Origin of the sequence: Desulfosporosinus metallidurans, assembly GCF_001936615.1 — a bacterium.
GTDB lineage: Bacteria > Bacillota > Desulfitobacteriia > Desulfitobacteriales > Desulfitobacteriaceae > Desulfosporosinus > Desulfosporosinus metallidurans.
In genome coordinates this window covers 34692-56071 of sequence record NZ_MLBF01000012.1, presented here as the reverse complement: position 1 = coordinate 56071, position 21380 = coordinate 34692, and the positions used below count along the sequence as shown (strand labels likewise).

Annotated in this window: 22 protein-coding genes; all 22 read left to right on the top strand. The window is 43.7% G+C overall.

Going from position 1 to position 21380, the window contains the following annotated elements; genetic code table 11:
• Window positions 1-2: 2 nt before the first annotated feature.
• Window positions 3-1232, top strand: a complete 1230-nt coding sequence (urtA, locus tag DSOL_RS10080) for an urea ABC transporter substrate-binding protein (RefSeq protein WP_075364785.1) — start codon at window positions 3-5, stop codon at window positions 1230-1232.
• Between the two features lie 91 nt (window positions 1233-1323).
• Window positions 1324-2232: an urea ABC transporter permease subunit UrtB gene (gene urtB, locus DSOL_RS10075; RefSeq protein WP_075364737.1), complete on the top strand. Its 909-nt coding sequence runs from the start codon at window positions 1324-1326 to the stop codon at window positions 2230-2232.
• Window positions 2233-2265: 33 nt separating this feature from the next.
• Complete coding sequence (gene urtC / locus DSOL_RS10070; protein WP_075364736.1) at window positions 2266-3372, top strand: urea ABC transporter permease subunit UrtC; 1107 nt, start codon at window positions 2266-2268, stop codon at window positions 3370-3372.
• A gap of 69 nt (window positions 3373-3441) precedes the next feature.
• Entirely contained in the window at window positions 3442-4194 is a 753-nt protein-coding gene (gene urtD / locus DSOL_RS10065; protein ID WP_075364735.1) for an urea ABC transporter ATP-binding protein UrtD, read from the top strand.
• Window positions 4187-4879 (top strand): urea ABC transporter ATP-binding subunit UrtE, encoded by a 693-nt coding sequence (gene urtE, locus DSOL_RS10060; protein WP_075364734.1) that lies wholly within the window; start codon window positions 4187-4189, stop codon window positions 4877-4879. Before urtD ends, urtE begins: the two co-directional genes overlap by 8 nt.
• A gap of 28 nt (window positions 4880-4907) precedes the next feature.
• Entirely contained in the window at window positions 4908-5231 is a 324-nt protein-coding gene (locus tag DSOL_RS10055; protein ID WP_075364733.1) for an urease subunit gamma, read from the top strand.
• Window positions 5228-5578: an urease subunit beta gene (locus DSOL_RS10050; protein ID WP_075364732.1), complete on the top strand. Its 351-nt coding sequence runs from the start codon at window positions 5228-5230 to the stop codon at window positions 5576-5578. The genes DSOL_RS10055 and DSOL_RS10050 overlap by 4 nt, the downstream gene beginning before the upstream one ends.
• 56 nt (window positions 5579-5634) lie before the next feature.
• Window positions 5635-7341, top strand: a complete 1707-nt coding sequence (gene ureC / locus DSOL_RS10045) for an urease subunit alpha (protein WP_075364731.1) — start codon at window positions 5635-5637, stop codon at window positions 7339-7341.
• 33 nt (window positions 7342-7374) lie between these two features.
• A complete protein-coding gene (locus tag DSOL_RS10040; protein ID WP_075364730.1) occupies window positions 7375-7806 on the top strand; it encodes an urease accessory protein UreE in 432 nt (143 codons plus the stop codon).
• Window positions 7803-8483 carry an urease accessory protein UreF gene (locus tag DSOL_RS10035; protein ID WP_075364729.1) on the top strand — a complete coding sequence of 227 codons (681 nt, stop codon included), beginning with the start codon at window positions 7803-7805 and terminating at the stop codon, window positions 8481-8483. Before DSOL_RS10040 ends, DSOL_RS10035 begins: the two co-directional genes overlap by 4 nt.
• Window positions 8484-8498: 15 nt before the next feature.
• The gene (gene ureG / locus DSOL_RS10030) at window positions 8499-9110 is read left to right on the top strand and encodes an urease accessory protein UreG (protein ID WP_075364728.1); all 612 of its coding nucleotides are present in this window, start codon (window positions 8499-8501) and stop codon (window positions 9108-9110) included.
• On the top strand, window positions 9107-9985 hold the full coding sequence (locus DSOL_RS10025) for an urease accessory protein UreD (protein WP_075364727.1): 879 nt from the start codon (window positions 9107-9109) through the stop codon (window positions 9983-9985). Before ureG ends, DSOL_RS10025 begins: the two co-directional genes overlap by 4 nt.
• Window positions 9986-10128: 143 nt before the next feature.
• A complete protein-coding gene (locus tag DSOL_RS10020) occupies window positions 10129-10482 on the top strand; it encodes a hypothetical protein (protein WP_075364726.1) in 354 nt (117 codons plus the stop codon).
• Between the two features lie 658 nt (window positions 10483-11140).
• Window positions 11141-11827 carry a Crp/Fnr family transcriptional regulator gene (locus tag DSOL_RS10015; RefSeq protein ID WP_075364725.1) on the top strand — a complete coding sequence of 229 codons (687 nt, stop codon included), beginning with the start codon at window positions 11141-11143 and terminating at the stop codon, window positions 11825-11827.
• 131 nt (window positions 11828-11958) lie between these two features.
• Window positions 11959-13908 (top strand): anaerobic carbon-monoxide dehydrogenase catalytic subunit, encoded by a 1950-nt coding sequence (gene cooS / locus DSOL_RS10010; protein WP_075364724.1) that lies wholly within the window; start codon window positions 11959-11961, stop codon window positions 13906-13908.
• Between the two features lie 19 nt (window positions 13909-13927).
• Window positions 13928-14758, top strand: coding sequence for an ATP-binding protein (locus tag DSOL_RS10005; RefSeq protein WP_235838767.1), 831 nt, complete (start codon window positions 13928-13930; stop codon window positions 14756-14758).
• Between the two features lie 652 nt (window positions 14759-15410).
• On the top strand, window positions 15411-16163 hold the full coding sequence (locus DSOL_RS09995) for an IclR family transcriptional regulator (protein WP_075364723.1): 753 nt from the start codon (window positions 15411-15413) through the stop codon (window positions 16161-16163).
• A gap of 512 nt (window positions 16164-16675) precedes the next feature.
• A complete protein-coding gene (locus tag DSOL_RS09990; protein WP_075364722.1) occupies window positions 16676-18277 on the top strand; it encodes an OPT/YSL family transporter in 1602 nt (533 codons plus the stop codon).
• 175 nt (window positions 18278-18452) lie between these two features.
• Entirely contained in the window at window positions 18453-18671 is a 219-nt protein-coding gene (locus tag DSOL_RS09985) for a hypothetical protein (RefSeq protein WP_170871482.1), read from the top strand.
• Window positions 18672-18690: 19 nt separating this feature from the next.
• A complete protein-coding gene (locus tag DSOL_RS09980; protein WP_075364720.1) occupies window positions 18691-19344 on the top strand; it encodes an aspartate/glutamate racemase family protein in 654 nt (217 codons plus the stop codon).
• A gap of 9 nt (window positions 19345-19353) precedes the next feature.
• Window positions 19354-20427: an S-methyl thiohydantoin desulfurase family protein gene (locus DSOL_RS09975; RefSeq protein ID WP_075364719.1), complete on the top strand. Its 1074-nt coding sequence runs from the start codon at window positions 19354-19356 to the stop codon at window positions 20425-20427.
• Window positions 20428-20444: 17 nt separating this feature from the next.
• Window positions 20445-21380 carry a DUF1177 domain-containing protein gene (locus DSOL_RS09970; RefSeq protein ID WP_075364718.1) on the top strand — a complete coding sequence of 312 codons (936 nt, stop codon included), beginning with the start codon at window positions 20445-20447 and terminating at the stop codon, window positions 21378-21380.

Below are 21380 nucleotides of genomic sequence, written 5' to 3'. Positions count from 1 at the left end.
AAATGAGAAAACGTGCTGCAACTGGGATAATCTCGGTAACACTTATAGCAGGATTACTGCTGACTGGATGTGGAGCCAGTCAGACAAGCAAACCAGCAGAAACCGCTAGTAAAGGAGATACAATTAAGGTTGGGATCTTACATTCTTTAAGTGGAACGATGGCAATCAGTGAAGTATCCGTTAAAGATTCAGAAATGATGGCGATTGAAGAAATCAACGCCTCTGGTGGGGTATTAGGTAAAAAACTTGAGCCAGTTATCGAAGATGGTGCATCAAACCCGACTACTTTTGCTGAAAAAGCTAAGAAACTGTTACAACAAGATAAGGTGGCCACCGTATTTGGCTGCTGGACTTCGGCAAGCCGTAAGGCAGTCCTGCCGGTGTTCGAAGGAAACAATGGCTTGCTCTGGTATCCTGTTCAATATGAAGGGATGGAAGCATCACCCAATATTTTTTACACTGGGGCTGCTCCCAATCAGCAGATTGTTCCTGCTGTTGATTGGTTGCTTAAAAATAAAGGAAAGAAATTTTTCCTGTTAGGGTCTGATTATGTGTTCCCAAGAACCGCAAATAAGATTATTAAAGCTCAAGTAACAGCTATGGGCGGCGAAGTGATTGCTGAAGAATACACACCGCTGGGACATACTGACTATAGTACCATTATCAATAAAATCAACGCCTCCAAGCCGGATGTTGTGTTCAATTCGTTAAATGGGGACAGTAACGTCGCCTTCTTCAAGCAACTTAAGGATGCTGGTATTACTTCCAAAGATCTGACAACCCTTTCGGTAAGTATTGCTGAAGAAGAAATCCGCGGTATTGGCGCGGCAAACATGAAGGGTCAGCTGGTATCCTGGAACTATTATCAAACGACAGATACGCCTGAGAACAAAGAATTCGTTAAGAAATACAAAGCAAAATATGGCGCAGACCGTGTAACGGATGATCCTATCGAAGCTGCTTATGACGCAGTGTACTTATGGGCAGCAGCGGTTAAAAAAGCAGGCTCAACGGATGTGGCTAAGGTAAAGGAAGCTGCTAGAGGAATTGAATTTAAGGCCCCAGAAGGTCTGGTTAAAATCGAGGGTGAAAATCAACATCTCTGGAAACCTGTACGAATTGGTGAGGTCACTGAAGATGGTTTGATTAAGGAGATCTGGAGCACAGAAAAGACAGTCAAACCGGATCCGTTCCTGAAATCATACGATTGGGCTAAGGGTCTTAGTAATTAGTGACTAAACATTGCGAGCTGTGGTTTAACGGTGCAGGTCAAATAAACCTGCACCGTTGCTACTAATACGCTCATGAAAAGGTGGTGGAAAAATGGGAACGTATACCCTTCAAATCTTTAATGGAATCAGCGTCAGCTCGATTCTAATGCTCGCCGCTCTAGGACTTGCCATTACCTTTGGCTTGATGAAAGTTATCAATATGGCTCATGGTGAGTTCATTATGATAGGTGCCTATGTGACTTATCTCATTCAAAATCTATTTATGGCGCATATAGATAAGAGTCTTTTTGGATTATATTTTATTCTTGCTATTCCAGCTTCGTTTATCGTTGCCGGTTTTATTGGATTGGTTCTGGAAGGGACAGTGATACGCCATCTTTACAATAGACCGCTGGATAGCATACTGGCAACCTGGGGTGTCAGTTTAGTGCTTCAGCAACTGGCAAGAAGTATTTTTGGAGCGCCTAATGTCGATGTTAAAAGCCCAGGCTGGTTGGACGGCGGACTTGTTATACGCCAAGGGCTGCAACTACCCTATAAGCGTTTGTTTATTATCGCCTTAGTTCTTGCTTGTCTCGTTGGCATGTTTGTACTGCTTTATAAAAGTAAAACTGGACGACGAATCCGAGCGGTCATGCAGAATAGGGAAATGGCGGAGTGTATGGGAATTAACACGAGAAGGGTGGATGCTTACACGTTCGCTGTTGGCTCAGGGCTTGCGGGAATTGCCGGGTGTGCTTTAACCTTGCTGGGTTCCATCGGGTCCACCTTAGGGACTAATTATATTGTAGATACGTTCATGGTTGTCGTGCTTGGCGGAGTAGGAACGCTCATGGGAACAGTAGCTGGTGGACTATTAATCGGAACAGCCAATACCACGCTTGAATTTTTCACTAATACCTCGCTTGCTAAGGTACTTGTCTTTCTCTTAATTATTTCATTTTTACAGTGGAGGCCCAAAGGGTTGTTTAACATCAGTAGCCGTTCGTTAGACGAATAGGGTGAATTTTTACGGAAAGGGGGACAGAACACAATGGTTGATGTTCGAAGCTCGATGTTCGATGCCCGAAGTTTGATAAAATCAAAGGAAAAATTAGTGTTCTCCATCATCATTTTAGGTTTAGTCTTAGCTCCCTTGTTTTTATCCGATTTCAGAGTGAATTTACTGGGAAAATTTATTGCCTATGCTATTTTGGCAATTGGTTTAGATTTGATCTGGGGATTTACGGGGATTTTAAGCCTTGGACATGGGGTGTTCTTCGGGCTTGGGGCATACTGCATGGCGATGTATCTGAAGTTAGAGGCTGCCCACGGAAAACTACCGGATTTTATGTCTTGGAGCGGGCTTGAAGGACTTCCGTGGTTTTGGAAACTTTTTTCCAACAGTTTTTTTGCAATAGCTATGGCAATTCTAGTACCGACTCTATTGGCGTTTTTTATTGGGTTTTTAACGTTTAAGAACCGTATCCGGGGAGTATATTTCTCCATCTTATCTCAGGCCTTAGCCATTATTTTCGTTACTCTTTTTGTTGGGCAACAGGCTTATACCGGTGGAACAAACGGCCTGACAAACTACAAAAGTATCATGGGCTTTTCGTTATCCAATGGCTCGACGAAGCTTGTTTTATATTACATCTCGATAGGCCTCCTTGTTTTGATCTATGTATTTTGTAATTTGTTGATTAAACGAAGATTAGGCAGGATCCTTGTAGCCATCCGGGACGGAGAAAACAGAGTCAGGTTCTCGGGGTATAATCCTACAACGTATAAGATATTTGTCTACTGTCTATCTGCAGCCATAGCAGGGCTTGCCGGCGCAATCTTTGTACCTCAGGTTGGTATTATTTCCCCGGCCGAAATGGGTATAGTGCCATCTATTGAAATGATTATTTGGGTAGCAATTGGTGGACGCGGAACATTGATCGGCGCTGTTATTGGGGCCATACTTGTGAATGCCTTGAAAAGCGGGATCAGTGAAAGTTTCCCTGATGTATGGTCTTACTTTATTGGGTTTGCCTTTATTTTCATAGTCTTGTTTATGCCTAACGGTATTGTCGGACTGATCAAGAAAATTGCAGGGAAGTTTGGTAATCAAGCACATAAAGGTGGTCAGCAGATAAATACGGATAAGGCGGCTTGATAAACAAAATCACCTAAATCAAACCAGGCAGGACAAAGGATATATTAGAAATCGAAGGGCGGTGGGGATGTGGATTCGATATTACAGATTGATAATCTAACCGTAAGTTTTGATGGCTTTAAGGCAGTTAATAAGGTGAATACCGGGATTGAGAAAGGTGAGATTCGTTTTTTTATCGGACCGAATGGTGCTGGAAAAACAACCTTGCTTGATGCTATTTGCGGTCGGGTTAAGCCTCAGTCTGGGCAAGTTATGTTTTTTGATGTAGACGTTACCCGCTATTCAGAGCATGAGATTGTCAATATAGGAATAGGAAGGAAGTTTCAGGTACCCTCCGTATTTACTAACATGACCGTTTATGAAAACATGGAACTTGCTGTCGTGAAGGATCGTTCGCTGTATTCTTCCATGTTTCATAGCCTGAAAAAGGAGCAGATCGAGAGAATTGAAGATATCTTAGTCACGATTGGTTTGTATGAAAAAAGATTTAACACCCCGATAGCCTTATCTCATGGTGAAAAGCAGTGGCTGGAAATCGGTATGCTGCTTGCCCAAGAGCCTAAACTAATGCTTCTGGATGAACCAGTTGCCGGAATGGGTCGGGCGGAGACAGATAAGACCGGGGAACTTTTAAAAAAGATAGCTCAAGATTGTACTATTATTGTTGTCGAACACGACATGGAATTTGTCAGGGATTATGCCAGTAAGGTTACGGTTCTCCATGAAGGGGCAATATTGGATGAGGGCAGTGTTTATGACGTTCAGAATAATCAAAAAGTAATTGATGTGTATCTGGGACGGGGTGGGGAACGCGATGCTTGATGTAGCAAACCTGGAGGCCTATTATGGGGAAACAATTATTCTTAACAATATAAACTTGTGTGTGCCCAAAGGACAAATCGTCTGCCTTCTCGGCCGAAACGGGGTAGGAAAGACAACTTTTTTAAAAAGTATTATGGGATTGGTTAAGACCCCTCAAGGGAGTATTAAGTTCAATGGCAAGGAAATCACTACGAAGCCTACCTATTTTAGGGCTAGACAAGGGATTAGCTATGTTCCGCAAGGCAGGGATATTTTTCCTCAATTAACTGTCCATGAAAACCTTTTACTAGGTCTTGAGGCATGCGGAGGGGATGGAAGTATTGACGAAACGATCTATGAATTATTTCCGGTTTTGAAGACCATGCTTAAAAGAAAAGGGGGAGACCTTAGCGGAGGGCAGCAGCAGCAGCTGGCTATTGCCCGGGCTCTTGTGTCTAAGCCTAAACTATTAATATTGGATGAACCTACGGAAGGGATACAGCCGTCCGTAATCCAGGAAATCGGCCGGGTCATTAAACAATTGAATCATGAAGCGAATTTAACCATTCTGATTGTTGAGCAGTATTTGGAGTTTGTCGTTGATGTCTCAGATTATTATTACGTAATGGAAAAAGGATTAATTGTGACCAAAGGCTTTACTAAAGAAATAAATCAGGAGGAAATTCAGAAACGGATGGCCATTTGAGGAATAACGAGGGACGGGAGGTTAGACGATGCATCTAAGTCCGACTGAAAAAGATAAACTGTTGATTTATACAGCAGGAAAGGTAGCACGTGAACGTATAAATCGCGGATTGAAGTTGAATTATCCAGAAGCAGTGTCCTTGATTAGCGCTGAACTGCTGGAGCGAATTCGTGATGGGTTTACTGTCGCCCAACTCATGGAGATGGGGACTAAGATCCTGACGCGTGACCAGGTTATGGAGGGAATCCCTGAAATGATTGAGGAAATTCAGGTTGAGGGAACTTTTCCTGATGGGACGAAATTAGTTACTGTACATCATCCTATCCGTTTGTCGGGGAGGTCAGAGCTATGATACCTGGAGAGTATAAATTGGCCCAGGGAACCATTGAAGCGAATCAAGGCCTGTCTATAGAAACAATAACGGTTGAAAACACTGGCGACCGCCCTATCCAGGTCGGTTCTCATTATCATTTTTTCGAAGTAAACAGGTATTTAGTCTTTGATCGAGCCTCAGCTTGGGGCAGGCGTTTAAACATTCCTGCAGGGACCGCTGTTCGTTTCGAACCGGGAGAAAGCCGTACGATTAGGCTTGTTCAATTTTCAGGTCAGGGTCCTTGGTTTGGAGCAAATAACTTAACGGCTGGTTGTAGGGACAAGACGATATGTATCGAACAAGCTAAACAGCAAGGGTTTATATAAAGAAGGAACGTAAAATTTACTAATCGTAACTATTAACAAAGTTAGGGGGGAGAACTGTGACTTTAAGCATGTCACGCCGTCAACATGCTGATATGTATGGACCAACTACTGGCGATAAAATCCGCTTAGCAGATACAGAGTTATGGTTGGAAGTGGAAAATGATTATACCAGTCCCGGTGATGAAGCAAAATTTGGGGGTGGTAAAGTCCTGCGCGATGGTATGGGGCAAGACCCACAAGCTTTGGCTGAGGCTATGGATTTGGTCATTACAAATGCAGTGATTGTTGACCACTGGGGGATTATTAAGGCTGACATAGGGATTAAGGAAGGACGTATTTATGGTCTTGGTCACGCAGGAAATCCCAAGACGATGGCTGGGGTTAACCTTCCAATAGGGGCAGGCACCGAGGTGATTGCCGGAGAGAACTATATCGTGACTGCAGGCGGGGTTGATAGTCATATTCACTTTATTTGTCCCCAGCAGATCGAAACAGCGATTGCTTCCGGTATTACAACCATGTTAGGGGGCGGAACCGGTCCAGCTGCTGGAACCAATGCTACAACCTGTACACCGGGTGAATGGAATTTATATCGGATGCTACAGTCTGCCGAGGGGTTTCCGATTAATCTGGGCTTTTTCGGGAAAGGGAATAATTCTTGTCCGGAACCGCTGATAGCCCAAGTTAAAGCCGGAGCAATAGGTCTAAAACTACATGAAGATTGGGGATCTACTCCTGTAGCTATTGACTGCTGCCTAAACGTTGCGGATGAATATGATATTCAGGTGGCCATACATACGGATACCCTTAATGAAGCTGGCTTTGTTGAAGATACAATTGCTGCGATTGCCGGGCGTACGATCCATACGTTTCATACTGAAGGAGCAGGAGGAGGGCACGCGCCGGACATTATTAGAATTGCCTCCTTGCCCAATGTCTTACCCTCCTCAACCAATCCTACCCGGCCGTTTACGGTTAATACACTGGAAGAGCATCTCGATATGTTAATGGTTTGTCATCATCTTGATAAACAGGTTCCTGAGGATATCGCTTTTGCTGATTCCCGTATCCGCCCAGAAACGATTGCGGCTGAGGACATTTTACACGATTTAGGCGTCATCTCCATGATGTCTTCTGATTCTCAAGCGATGGGACGGGTCGGAGAAGTTATAATTAGGACCTGGCAGACAGCGCATAAGATGAAGATTCAGCGTGGTCCCTTGGAGTCTGACAGTATAAATAATGACAATAACCGGATTAAACGTTACGTTAGTAAATATACCGTTAATCCTGCTATTACTCATGGAATCAGCCATTTGGTTGGTTCGGTTGAAAAGGGTAAATTAGCGGACCTTGTGCTGTGGAATCCGAAGTTTTTCGGTGTAAAACCTGCGATGGTGATCAAAGGTGGGTTTATCATGCATGCCGCCATGGGAGATGCCAATGCCTCCATTCCAACACCACAACCGGTTATCCAACGGCCAATGTTTGCTGCGTTTGGTAAAGGGATTTCCGCTTGTTCTGTAACATTTATATCCCAAGCAGCTGATTCGGAAAAGTTAGCTAAGGAGCTAAAACTGGATAAGCAACTTGTTCCGGTGAAGAATTGTCGTCAAATTGGTAAGGCTGACATGAAACATAACTTTGCTACACCGCGCATTGATGTGGATCCTGAAACCTATCAAGTGACCGCAGATGGAGAAATACTTACTTGCGAACCAGCCGATATCCTGCCTCTGGCACAGCGGTACTTTTTGTTTTAAGTTTGGACGAAAGCTGATAGGAGTTTGAAATCTATGATAGTGACTGAAGTGATTGGAAAACTTGCTGACTTGGAACAGGATCATCAGCGCGAAAAAGAGGCTTTTACCATAGAACAGCTATTTCTTTCCTGGGATGAACTTCAGAAAAGGATTCTGCGTAAAACAACCGATGTGGGCAGAGATATAGGAATACAACTTGAAAGTGGACATTTACATCCTGGCGATATTCTTTACCGAGAAGAAAATCATCTCATAGTCGTAAGGGTAAAAGAAGAGGCTGTTTTGCTCGTTCCAGTCAGGAATATGAGGGAAATGGGATTGGCTGCACATGCTATCGGTAATATGCATGCCCCTATTGAGCTGAAAAGTAATTCTGTTATTACTCCCTATAATCTGGTGTTACAAGAGCAGCTCGCTAAACTAGGGTTATCCCCAGTTAAAGAAGCTGGGGCTTTTGCGCCATGATTAACCAACCCTCTTTGGAAATAGGATTGCGCTTAATGCAGTTAGCAGATTCAGCCTTTCCTTCTGGTGGCTTTACTCAATCGTTCGGACTTGAGACGTTTATTCAGGACGGTGACATTAAAACCAAGCAAGAATTAGCCCAGTTTATGCAGACCTTTCTCTATTTCACTTGGCGACCAACGGATCTACTAGCGGTAAAACTCGCTTGGAAAGCCGCACAACAATCCGACATGAAGCACCTCTATTTACTGGATAAACGGTTAAATGCCATGAAGTTACCGTCTGAAAGCAGGGAAGGGAGTGTTAAGATGGGTAGAAGGCTTCGACAACTACTCGCTGAAATCGATGCCAATTACCTTTCAAAAGTTGACTTTCCCTTTGGTCACCATGCCATTATTTTGGGACATTATGGAGCTGGCGCAGGGATTGATTTAACGTTATTACTCGCTGCAGTTGCCCATATGACCACTGCGTCGCTTATTGCGAATGGCGTACGGGCTATTCCGTTAGGCCAGACTAGTGGACAGCAGGTGCTTGCGCTCCTTCAACCACTGCTTGATACCTGTATTCAATGGGTAACAACGGCAACTGCAAAAGATTGGGGTGGCAGTGCGCCAGCCTTTGATTGGGCAGGTATGGCTCACGAGAGATTATATTCTCGTATTTTTATGTCTTGAAGGAGGTGTTTTTTAGTGTGGCCGATTCGTATCGGAGTTGGGGGTCCTGTTGGTTCAGGGAAAACTGCCCTTGTCGAAAAATTAACACGCTATCTGGTGGCAGAGTATAGTCAGGCTGTTATAACCAATGATATTTTTACTAAGGAAGATGCTGAATTCCTTTGCCGTAATGGTATTTTGCCACAGGATCGAATCCTTGGAGTGGAAACGGGAGGATGCCCCCATACAGCTATAAGGGAAGATGCCTCTATGAACCTGGAAGCGATTGATACCCTTAAGGAAAGATTCCCGGATCTGCAACTAATTTTTGTGGAAAGTGGCGGTGATAATTTAGCTGCTACCTTTAGTCCTGAACTAGTAGATGTTTCGATTTATATAATTGACGTAGCCCAAGGGGAAAAAATTCCTCGAAAAGGGGGACCTGGGATTACCCGTTCAGATCTTTTGATAATCAATAAAACGGATCTGGCTCCTCATGTCGGGGCCAGCTTGGAAGTGATGGCCCAAGATTCCCGGCGAATGCGCGGTGAACGCCCCTTTTTGTTTACCAATCTAAAAACTGAAGAGGGCTTAGATAACGTCTTACTGTGGATCCGGAAAAACGTTATCATGGAGGATATCAAATGAATGCACCGTTAAAACACGGTATTCTTCAAGTTGAAGTCCAGCAGGATAACGGTAGGAGTATTATCAGTTCTCTTCGCCAGAGAATGCCGCTCCGGGCTTCAAACCCGCTCTATTTTACTGACAGGGAAGAGGTTTTTTTCTATATCATGAATCCTGCTGCTGGTCTTCTGCAAGGAGACCAGCATAGTATTTTAGTGCGGCTCAAGCAGGATGCTCAGGCGGTTGTTTTCGGTCAAGGGGCGACAAAGGTTTTTCGCTCACCGCAAGGAAATCTCTCGAGGGTATTTACAACCTTGATTGTTGAACAAGGGGCGAGACTGGAATACATGCCAGAAGTAGTTATACCCTTTGCCGAATCATGTTTATTTAGTCGTACGAATCTCCAAATATCAAGCCAAGCCTCAGCATTTTTTTGGGAAATTACTGCACCGGGGCGAGTAGCCCGGCAAGAGCTGTTTAAATATAATTTGCTTGATCAGCAGACCAATATTTTTCTTGACGGTGAATTAATTTTTAGTGACAGGTTTATGCTGGAGCCACCAAAAGTCCTTACCTTTTTACAAACTTGGAATGGGCAGCTTGGCGTAATGCATGGTTATACGCATATGGGCACATTTTGGGCTATTGATCCTAATATGGAAAAGGCGATGCTTGAATTAGTGCAGCGAAACACGGAAGATGAAAACGGTTTTCTGGAACATATGGCTGAACGCTACAATATTTTGATTGCCGGAACTGCAATTTGTAAGCAGGCTTATTGTTTCCGGGCCTTGGGCCATAGTGCAGAAAATATTCAAGAGGGATTTAAGGAGATATGGAGAATCTTACGTTTGAGATTATATAATGAGCTTGAGTGGCCATGGAGAAAATTCTAGGGATTTCACTAACCTAGATTTTCGGCAGAGACGGGTGTTTATGAATCCCGAGCCATTTTTCGAATATCTGCATGATCGTGGCAAGCATACTACCGTCTTAGTGATCAAAGAATAAAGACACTTGGTTTACGTTCCGAAAGCTGATGCAAGATACGGGAAAAAATAACATCGAAGGAACGGTCGTCAATGTGCTCCTCTATGGGGAAGGGAATAAAATCACGGAGCGAGGGGCCTTGGACGACTACAGTGCCACTATGTTGGGTGGACAAGAAGGCCAAGGAGGACGATCTGCCCTTCTCTACTTTGGCGATCTGGACTGGGAAGGTATCCGTCTGTTTTTTCGTACCAGAGAAGCCAACCCGTACGGGCAGGGAATGGAACAACTCCGAATCAGACTGATTGATGATAAGCTCATCGATGATCAACATATCGGGGAAGAGATGTTTAGCAGGCGCATCGCTATCAGCGATTTTAAGATTGAGGTGAGCTTTGAGTGAGCGATATTAAAACGGCGCTTAAGATCTATCGATGAAAAGCTGGAAAAAGCAATATTCAGGGTTTCTGAGACTAAGCAGATCAACTTATTTGAGTAGGGGTTAGTTGAAGGAATGTTGAACGTTCATTAACTGATTGATTATTGAAATATACCATATTTAGGATATAATGAATAATGTGAGCTATTTGCTGAAAATCATATAGAAAACTTGGCTATCGTCAAGCCTTCAGGCGCCGGCGGTTAGACTTAGTTGCACTGATGCGCCGGCCATGGATGGCGAGAAGGGACCTTCCGGAAAGTTATACTTTCTGACTAGTACAAAAAAGGTAGGTGAGAAACTTATGGATAATGATGTGCGTTGGAAGCAAAGGCTTGATAATTTCAGAAAAGCAATTGGCATGATGGAAACAGAGTCCCGTACATCTTTGCCAGCGTCGTCCGTGAGGAATTGCGTTCTTTTTATCCATATCATATCTTTAAGCCGAGGGATAGTAAATATCTATACATAAAATGGATTCACGCCGTAAACACCGCACAGAATTTAACCAACTATCGCTTAAGTATAGGCTGAGTATTGCTTAAAGGCGACGTTGACAATCCTTGCGCAATGTCATATGCTCTGTATATTAAATTCAAGGTTATGAATAAGGGGGGGTTAAATGGTGAAGTCTAGGCTACCTGAAATTAACCCTGATGAATTGCTTAAAATTCCTCTTCTTAAAGTCTTAAGCGAACAACATTCACTCACACTGAATCAATCTGCCCACGAACGTTCATTCCGCAAAAAAGAATGTATTTTTACCCCTGAAAAGCAAGAGGATTTTATTTTAATTGTCGTTAAGGGCAAAGTTAGAATTTATCTCGGTTATCCTGACGGTAAGGAGTTCACGATTGCCTTCTTAGAACCCGGGGATGTCTATAGTAGCCATTCGGGCACTTTTGCTGAAGCAATGGAAGAAACGATCATCTGGACTATTGACATTAAAGCCTTTCGCAGCTTTATGCTTCAAGATCCGGTTGTCTTAATCAGCATGATCAAAGTCTTAGGAGAAAGCTTGGCAAACACCCTAGGAATTATTGAAAACCTCGTTTTTCGCGATGTAGGTAAACGCTTAGCGAGCTTTTTGTTACAAGCTGCTAAGGAAAAAGGCCAGACTTCGGAACACGGTACCCTCGTAAACTTAGGGTTAACAGTTGAAGAAATAGCTTTAGCAGTGGGAACATCCCGTCAAACGGCCTCTACATTCCTCAATCGTTGGCAGAAAGCAGAAATCCTAATTCTCAGCCGCAAATCTATTATCCTAAGGGACATTCAATCCTTACAAAATTGTATGGAAGAAAACTAAGAGAATTGCATGAGAAATAAGAAAACCGTCAGAATTCTGACGGTTTTCTTATTTCTTTTATTTCATAATCAGAATAGTGGAACTGTTAAAGTCCAATTACAAAAGCAATCGCTCAATTTAAGGAGGAGATTATGATTAAGACCTTTTTGGCTACAGATCTGACAATTGATACTGGGGTACAGGAACTTCTCTTGAAAGCACGGGATGAAGAAATTGAGACAGCATTTGATCGAGCTAGGCAACAAGAACCTCGCTGTAAGTTTGGCTTAGCTGGGGTTTGTTGTCGGCGCTGCATGATGGGACCTTGTCGTATAAGTTTTAGCGACAAAGGGGCGAAACGAGGGGTCTGCGGCGCAACGGCTGATCAAATCGTCGCTCGCAACTTGCTTACACTCATTGTCGATGGGGCGGCACCCCATGTCGAACATGCCCGCGAAGTGGCACAAACCCTTTTGGAAGTCGCCGAAGGCAAAGCGCCTTATGAAATTAAAGGCAAAGATAAGTTGATGAAAATTGCGCAGGGCTTGGGCTTAACTCTTGACGGCAAGAGCATGAACGAAGTGGCAGAGGAAGTCGCGCTAATAGCCTTGCAAGATTTTCAGAAACAGTCCGGGGTAGCCAACTGGCTGAGTTTACGTGCCCATGACAAGTCCGTTGAAACGTGGGGAAAATTAAACATTCTACCTCGCAATGCTCACTTGGAAATTGCCAATGCAATTAACAAAGCTGCCATGGGATGCGACAGTGATCCACTCAACCTCCTTCTCGGAATTATGACGATGGCCCTAGTTGAAGGGTATGATGGGCTTCACCTCTCAACCGATCTTTCAGACGTCCTTTTTGGCACACCAAAGTTAGTCAAGGCCCAATACAATATGGGAGTCATTAAAGAGGATTATGTTAACATTGCAGTTCACGGCCATATTCCTATGGTTTCGGAAAAAGTGGTGGAATGGAGCCGAAAACTAAACGGGGAGGCAAAAACCCTAGGCGCCAAAGGGATTAATGTCATCGGGATATGCTGCAGTGCCAATGAATTATTGATGAGGCAAGGGGTTTCCGTGGCAACCAACTTTGCCAGCCAAGAACTGGCGATTGTAACAGGGGCCTTAGAAGCTATGGTTGTCGATGCCCAATGTATCATGCCGGGCTTGCAAAAAGTTGCCGAATGTTATCACACGGAACTGATTTCCACCTTGCCCATGATTAAGATTGAAGGATCTAGCCACGTTGAGTTTACTCCGGCTAATGCCGATAAGATGGGCGAGGAAATCGTCCGCAAAGCGTTAGGACGATATACCGAACGCGATTTGGTTAAACTACAAATACCAAAAGGAACCGTTGACGCTTATGCCGGCTTTTCCGTGGAACAAATCATCGAACTGCTTTCGAAAATCAATCAGGAAGACCCGCTCCAACCCTTTATCCAAGCGCTCACAGACGGGGATATCTTAGGCGTGGTGGCCATTGTCGGGTGTACCAATCCGCGACTGAAACAAGACTGGGCTAATACAGAAGTAGCAAAGGAACTTTTAAAACATAACGTTTTGATTGTAACAACCGGCTGCTCGGCACATTCTTTAGGTAAAAACGGTCTTCTGTCTCCGGATGGCATCGAGTATTGCGGTCCTCAACTTGCTAACGTGCTGAAAACGATCGGCGTAGCCAATGGGCTTCCTTCGTTGCCTCCGGCGTGGCATATGGGAAGCTGCGTAGATAACTCCCGTGTGGATGATTTGCTGGTTGCCCTAGCCAATCGGGTTGGAGTCGGTGTGCGGGATTTGCCGGTCGCTGGATCGAGCCCAGAACCTCAGAGTCCAAAGGTTTTGTCGATTGGCACATTCTTTATAGCCCAGGGTGTCGATGTTCATATCGGTCTCAACGCTCCGATCAGCGGTTCGCCTTTTGTGGATAATGCTTTGACGGCAGATAAAGGAGATTTTGCCGTAACGACGGATGAACTGTTCGGAGGCAAGCTGATTTATGAGGAAGACCCCATCAAAGCGGCACATTTATTAATTCAACGAATTATCAAAAAACGAAAAGCGTTAGGGTTACAAAGCCCCGATCTGGAGTTTTAAAAGCAGAATTCTTGAGTTGATGAAGGTTATTATTAACGGGAAGGAAAACGACAAAATGAGCGTGACTAATAAGAGTGTAAAAATTGCTGTTTCTGGTAAAGGTGGGGTGGGTAAAACCACCTTGGCCTCTCTTTTATGTCATTTATATACCCAGGATGGGCAGCATGTCCTTGCGGTTGATGCTGACCCAGATGCTAATTTAGGGACTGCCCTAGGATTTCCTCAAGAGCTACTCGCCAAGCTCACTCCCATTTCTGAGGAAAGAAAGTTAATTAAAGAACGCACTGGTGCAGAACCAGGATCAATTGGGGCGATGTTTAGTATAAATCCCTACGTGGATGACATTCCCGACACTTATGTGGCTAGGCATAACGGAATCAAACTTTTACGGATGGGTTCAGTAACGTTGGGAGGAGCTGGCTGTGCCTGCCCTGAGAGCACCTTATTGCGCAGTTTGTTACAGCATATGGTCTTAGAACGGGATGAAACCGTCATTGTGGACATGGAGGCAGGTTTGGAACATTTCGGGCGCGGAACGGCGGATGGAGTGGATGCTTTTATTGTAGTCGTCGAACCAGGCAAACGGAGTTTTGAGACCGCGCATGCAGTGGTTAAACTGGCCAAAGACATTGGGGTTAACCGAGTCTATGCCGTGATTAATAAAGTACATCCCGGTCAGATTGAAGAAATCAAACGGGAAATGAATTTTATTCCTATCTTGGGATATCTACCCTATGACCCTATGGCAGTGCAGGCAGATCTTACAGGGCAAAGCCTCTTTGATTTAAGTCCGAAATGCGTGGAACTAGCCAAAGAAATTAAGGTTCATATCGAATCTTTATTTGGTTAATGTGTTCAAGGAAATATCCAAGATCGTTTTGCCGAAGGGCTGCTGCTGACGCTGATCGAAGAAGGCCCGAAGGCGCTGCAAGACCCGGAAAACTATGATGTGCGCGGCAATTTAAAAAGTCTGTGAAACACAGGCGGTAACAAAGTTAATAACCTCGTATGCCTAAAGTAGCGTTCTGTCATGATGAAGTGTATCCATCCATGAAGGAACAAGGATTTAAAAGCTAAAAATAACAGAACCAATAGGAAACCGGTTTTGAAGACCCCCGGAAAAGTAGGTCATCGCCAGGTAAGTAACGAAGAGACTATCTTTGGATTAAGGTAGTCTCTTTGTGTTTGTAAGCATTTGTTGGATGGCAAACAAAACGTCCCCTTGTGGTCGGAAAATGAACGCTGGGAAATAATTAATGGAGTACCTTATAGGCAGTCTGCTCCGAAATGGCAATTTATGATTTAACCCCATTAAAATGCTATACATTACGGGAACGATTATCAAGGTTAGAATTGTTGAAAATGTCCTATTGGTCTTAACTCTGTCAAGTGCTTAAGCGTCTGAAATGTGAATAGATTTGACGAAAGTTATAAAATAGGTCATGATTAGTAAAAAGAAGATTTATATGGAGAATTTATAGAGAATCTAAAAGGAGAATTTAATGGCGCTGAAAACATTGGACAATGCTTTAGAGATACTTCGTTATTTTACGTACGAACATCCTGCTTGGGGTGTACGTGAATTGGCTAAAGAACTGAATATCAGCCACTCCATCATTTACCGGGTGCTAGCTACTTTTGAGGACCACGGTTTTTTGGTTCAAAATGAAGATACCAAAAAATATGAGCTCGGCATTAAATTTTGGGAATATGGGCTTATTGTAAGAAGTAAACTTAGAATTTCAGATATGATCTATCCAACTATGGAAAAGCTTGCTAACGAGACAGGAGAGTCTGTTTTTTTAACCTGGTTAGACGAATTAGAAGGTATTTGCGTGGACATAGCCGAATCTTCCCAAAGGGTCAAATTTGCTGTGTCTATCGGAAGCCGTACGCCTCTATACGCTGGTGCTTCAAACAAGATTATTATGGCTTACGTCCCAGAAAAAGATCAGCTGGCAATTATTGAGAAAGGACTGCAAGAGTTTGCTGGTTATACGATTGTTGATCCACAAAAATTATTGAAGAATCTAGAAGAAATACGCCTGCAGGGCTGGTGTTACTCGTTAGGTGAATATTCCGATGCAGTAGTTGGGGTTGCACTTCCGTTATTTACTCGTAAACGTAAAATTACAGGCTCCATTACTGTAGCCGGACCTGAATATAGATTTCCGGAGAGCAAAGTACGGGAAGTATTGACTATACTCGAAATCAGGACTTCGGAGATACAGGCTTACCTTGACACTATCCTATAATAACTCCGTCGATCTATTCCAAAGGGAACCTGTTTTAACTTGGTAAAGTAAGGCATTGTTTATAAATAAAAAGCTAGTGGGTGCTTTAATTGCCCTCTAGCTTTTTATTTATAAAGTCTATATCTCGTATGAGTTATAGATTCCGTAAGATTTATATAGACGTAAGGATTATCTATCCGTACTGAGTTATATGTCCGTATGAGTTATTTATATAGTCGTACGAGATAGAAAGCGATACGAGTATATATTACACGTAGAAAATAAGATCTTTTTTAGAAAAGAATATTGATTTCGGGTAAGTTTAGGTTATACTTAAGGGGAGGATTAGAACCACTGGTTCCAATATGGAGACAAGAGTTTAAAGGCTTAATCTAAACAGGTAGAAAGAAGTGTTTTGACTATTAAGAAAAGCACAATAAAAAAATCCGTGAAAAAAGGTGGTGGGGGATAGTTTTATTACTATAAGTTCTTTCCATAGTACACTGAAGAAATTTAAAAGAGGGAGAGATAAGATGGCTAGTTCTGACTTTGAAAAACATCCTTCAGCTTTGAGGCCAACCATAATAGTGTTTAATCTTATTGTGGCAATCCTCGGAGCAATCATCGGTATTCAACTGATCGTTACTTTAGGGATTACGCCCAACACTTCCATTATCGGCGCTCTGATTGCAATGATTTTATCCAGAATTCCTGTAAGGTTCTTTAAGCAATTCCGTTCTTTGCATGAGCAAAACCTTGTGCAAACAAGTATTTCCTCTGCTACTTTTGGGGCAGGTAACAGTTTATTGATTCCTATCGGGATTCCATTTGTCATGGGGACACCTGAACTTATTCTTCCTATGCTATTAGGTGCTTCACTTGCAATGATCTCTGATGCCACCATTCTGTTCAAAGTATTTGATTCCAAATTATTTCCTGCTAAAGGAGCGTGGCCTCCCGGTGTGGCAACGGCTGAAGCTTTAATTGCCGGAGACCAAGGTGGTAAGCGTGCAGGCCTTCTCGGTATTGGGACTGGGCTAGGTCTTCTGGGTTCCTATTTCGGAATTTCCATGTCGGCCTTTGGGGTTGCCTTTATCGGAAACATCTGGGCGTTGACCATGTTTGGTGTCGGTTTATTATTGCGGGGATATTCCAAACCTTTATTCGGTTTCGATATCAACTCCTTGTATGTTCCACATGGTTTTATGATTGGAGCTGGCATCGTTGCCCTCATTCAAGTTATTTTAATCGTACGCAAGAAGCAAGAAGCCCAAAAGGCAGACGCACATGGTGAAGTGCTCGAAAATCTTACCCGTACCGAAAAAGATATTTCTCAAGCCTTTACTTATGGCTTTATCGCTTACTTAGCCATTGCGTTAATTATTGCTTTAACGACAGGCATCATTACAAAGATGTCTTTCGGGATGCTGATTGTCTATTTAGTCTTTGCGGCCTTTGCGGCTTTTGTTCATGAAATCATTGTCGGTATTTCCGCGATGCATTCCGGCTGGTTTCCTGCCTTCGCGGTTGCCTTGATTACTTTGATTATTGGTATGTTGATCGGATTCCCTCCGGTAGCGCTCGCCTTAATGGTTGGATTTAGTGCTTCTACAGGTCCAGCTTTTGCTGATATGGGCTATGACCTGAAAACAGGCTACAGGATCCGTGGTGATGGCAGTAATCCTGAACTGGAAAAGGATGGACGCAAGCAGCAATATATTACGGCTATTTTGGCTTTTGTTGTGGCCATCATCGTTGTCTTTTTCTCGCACAAAGGGTATTTTGCAGCCAATCTAGTTCCGCCTGTTGACCGGGTTTACGTTGCTACGATCAAAGCAGGTGCTTCGGCTGAGGTTGCTCGGAATTTGCTTCTTTGGGCTATTCCTGGAGCCATTCTGCAATTTGTAGGCGGACCTAACCGCCAAATGGGCATCTTATTAGCAACAGGACTCTTAATTATCAATCCTAAAGCTGGTTGGGCAGTTCTAGCCGGGATTGCAATCAGAGCTATCGTCTTGAAAGTCAAGGGTAAAGAAGCTGAGACACCGATGAGCATCATGGCAGCGGGATTTATTGCTGGAGATGCACTATACAGTTTCTTTAGTTCGGTATTTACGATGAGAACTAAGAAATAGTTATCTAAAATGAATTAAGGTCTCGGAGAGATCTAGGCGGCCACGAGGTCATTTAGGTCTCTCACAATGTAGATATACGTATTGTCAAAGAGGATGTTTAACTTTCTCTGGTTCTTTGGCATTGGATATGTGTGTAGCACAATTCGATCTTGAACAAGGAAGCATTAAGTTTGATATGCGCTATCCAGCAACAGTGGATGGCGAAGCTATCCTCGAGAAACTGCAATTAATTGCTCAAACTATGAAAGTAGAACTTCTTATTAATCAGCATAAATTACCTCTCTATGTGGAACAGGATAAGGATTTTATTCGAAAAATGCAGCAGCTCGATCAAGAATTTGATGTTTGTTTACCAATCGGTATAACGAAACAAAAAATTATCAATTTAGTTTAAAAGAATAAGGGGTTGAATTATGGCTAAAAAGTTCAAGGTAGGGCTTGTCCGAGTTGTCACCATCCATGATGAGGAAATGCTTAATCTTCACGGTCGACTTCTAGAACAGTATTATCCGGAGTTAGAGGTAGAATCAAAATGTATCCTTAATCAACCTGAAGGAATTCATGATGAGGCCACAGAGTTATTAGCTGTGCCCAAAATCGTGGATCTTGCTAAAGTTTGGGAGGGGATAGAAGCCCTTATCATCAGTTGTGCTGGTGACCCAGCTGTAGAGGAATTGCGGAAAGAACTCAAGATTCCTGTCGTCGGCGGTGGGGAAGCAACTGCGCTCTTGGCTTCGCACTATGGCAAAAAGGTCGGGGTCTTAGGAATAACGGAAGTAGTTCCACGCGCCTATGCAAGAACTTTCGGTGAAAATATAGTTGGTACTTGCAGGGCAGAAGGGGTTAATTCAACTTTGGATCTGCTGACTCCAGCAGGAAGAACGGCAGTCATTAAGAAAGCTAAAGAGCTAAAAGCGTTAGGAGCCGAAGTGATCGCTTTGGCATGTACCGGGCTGTCGACGATCAGGATAGCCAAAGAGTTAGAGAAAGTATGTGAAATACCAGTCATTGATCCTGTGATGGCTGAAGGTTTGCTGACGTATTTCGCTTGTCTGCGAAGAGAGTAGGGGTGGGACATGTCTAAAATAAGATTAAACGAGGAATTGATTCAATATGCAGTTTATGGTGGTGCCATTCTCGGAGGCGGGGGCGGCGGCCCTAAGGAAACTGGGTTGATCGCTGCGAAGACAGCCGTGGATTTTGGAGCACCCCAATTAATAGATATAGAGGATCTTTCTGAGGATACGGTTATACTAACCGCAGCTGCTGTCGGGGCACCGGCTGCTCCGGACAAATATGTTTCCCCACGCGATTATGTACGTGCTGTGGAAATCTTTCAAGAAAACACAGGTATAAAGGTCGGTGGCATAATCACGAATGAGAATGGAGGAACGGCAACAGTAAATGGCTGGATTCAAGCAGCCGTTCTGAACATTCCCATCGTGGATGCCCCTTGTAATGGACGTGCCCATCCCACCGGAACAATGGGTAGCATGGGTTTAAACAATCTCGAAGATTACGTTTCATATCAGGCTGTCGCAGGTGGGAATCCAGAGCTCGGAAACAATATCGAAGGATTTTTCAAAGGATCCTTAGATAAAACAGCCAGGATGGTCAGACAAAGTTCTGTAGTAGCCGGCGGGTTAGTAGCTGTCGCCAGAAACCCGGTGACAGCGGGATACGTAAGACAAAACGGAGCCATCCATGGGGTAACTCATGCGATTGAAACCGGGCGGGCCTTATTTCACGGACTGCAAAAATCTCCGAAGGACGGAATTCAGGAAGTTGTAGACTTTCTTAAGGGTGAAATCGTTACCGAGGGTTTAATCGAGGAACTTAAGCTCGTCACAGACGGCGGTTTTGATGTGGGTACAGTCAAGATCAAGGATTATGAACTGACTTTCTGGAATGAGTATATGACTTTAGAAAAAGGTGGCGAAAGGTTAGGAACCTTCCCCGATTTAATTATGACACTGGATAGTTTGACTGGAATACCAGTAACCAGTGCCGAAATCCAACAAGGGCAAAAGGTCGTCGTGATTAAGACGGCCAAAGAGAATCTCAAACTGGGAAGCGGGATGTTTGATCGTAAGCTTATGGCGGAAATTGAGCCGATCGTGCATAAAGAAATTCTTAACTATATTTTTTAGGATGAGGTGAAGGGAAAATGCTTATCAAACAACTTATGGAATTATATGAACTGATCGACCGCAGCGACGCCAACGGATACAGTGTTAAAGAATTCTTAGAGAATACTTATGGAGCCAAAGACATAACAGTTCGAACGATTCAAGGGAATCCAGGAAGCACGGATTTCATTCGCATCCGGATTTCTGGTACACGTGGTAAATCCCAAGGGATGAATGCCCCGACCATCGGACTTTTAGGCAGATTAGGCGGCTTAGGTGCTCGTCCAGAAGTCATTGGCATGGTCTCAGACGGAGATGGAGCACTTGTTGCTTTGACGATTGCGGCTAAACTTTTAGATATGCAGCAAAAAGGGGATTTTATCGAGGGAGATGTTGTTGTATGTACACACATCTGCCCCGATGCACCGACTCAACCACATAAGCCCGTACCTTTCATGGGTTCTCCGGTCGAAATGTCGGTCGTGAACCAGGCAGAGGTGGACGATGAGCTAGATGCGATTCTTTCCTGTGATACAACCAAAGGGAACAGGATTATCAATACACGCGGCTTTGCCATCTCCCCTACAGTCAAAGAGGGGTATATTTTAAAGGTCAGTGATGATCTATTAGACATCATGCAAATTACAACTGGACGGATGCCTTATGTCTTTGCACTTTCTACTCAGGATATAACCCCTTATGGCAATGATTTATTTCATATTAACAGTATTCTTCAACCTGCAACTGCGACGAAGGCTCCTGTCGTAGGGGTCGCTATTACCACGGAAGTTCCAGTTCCGGGATCTGCATCCGGGGCTAGTCATTTTGTAGATATGGAGCTGGCGGCTCGCTTCATGTTAGAAGTGGCCAAAGCATTTGGTCGCGGACAATGTCAATTCTTCGATGAGGAAGAGTACAAGAAGATCGTGACAAAGTATGGCTCGATGAATCATCTGCAAACTTTAGGAAAGTAA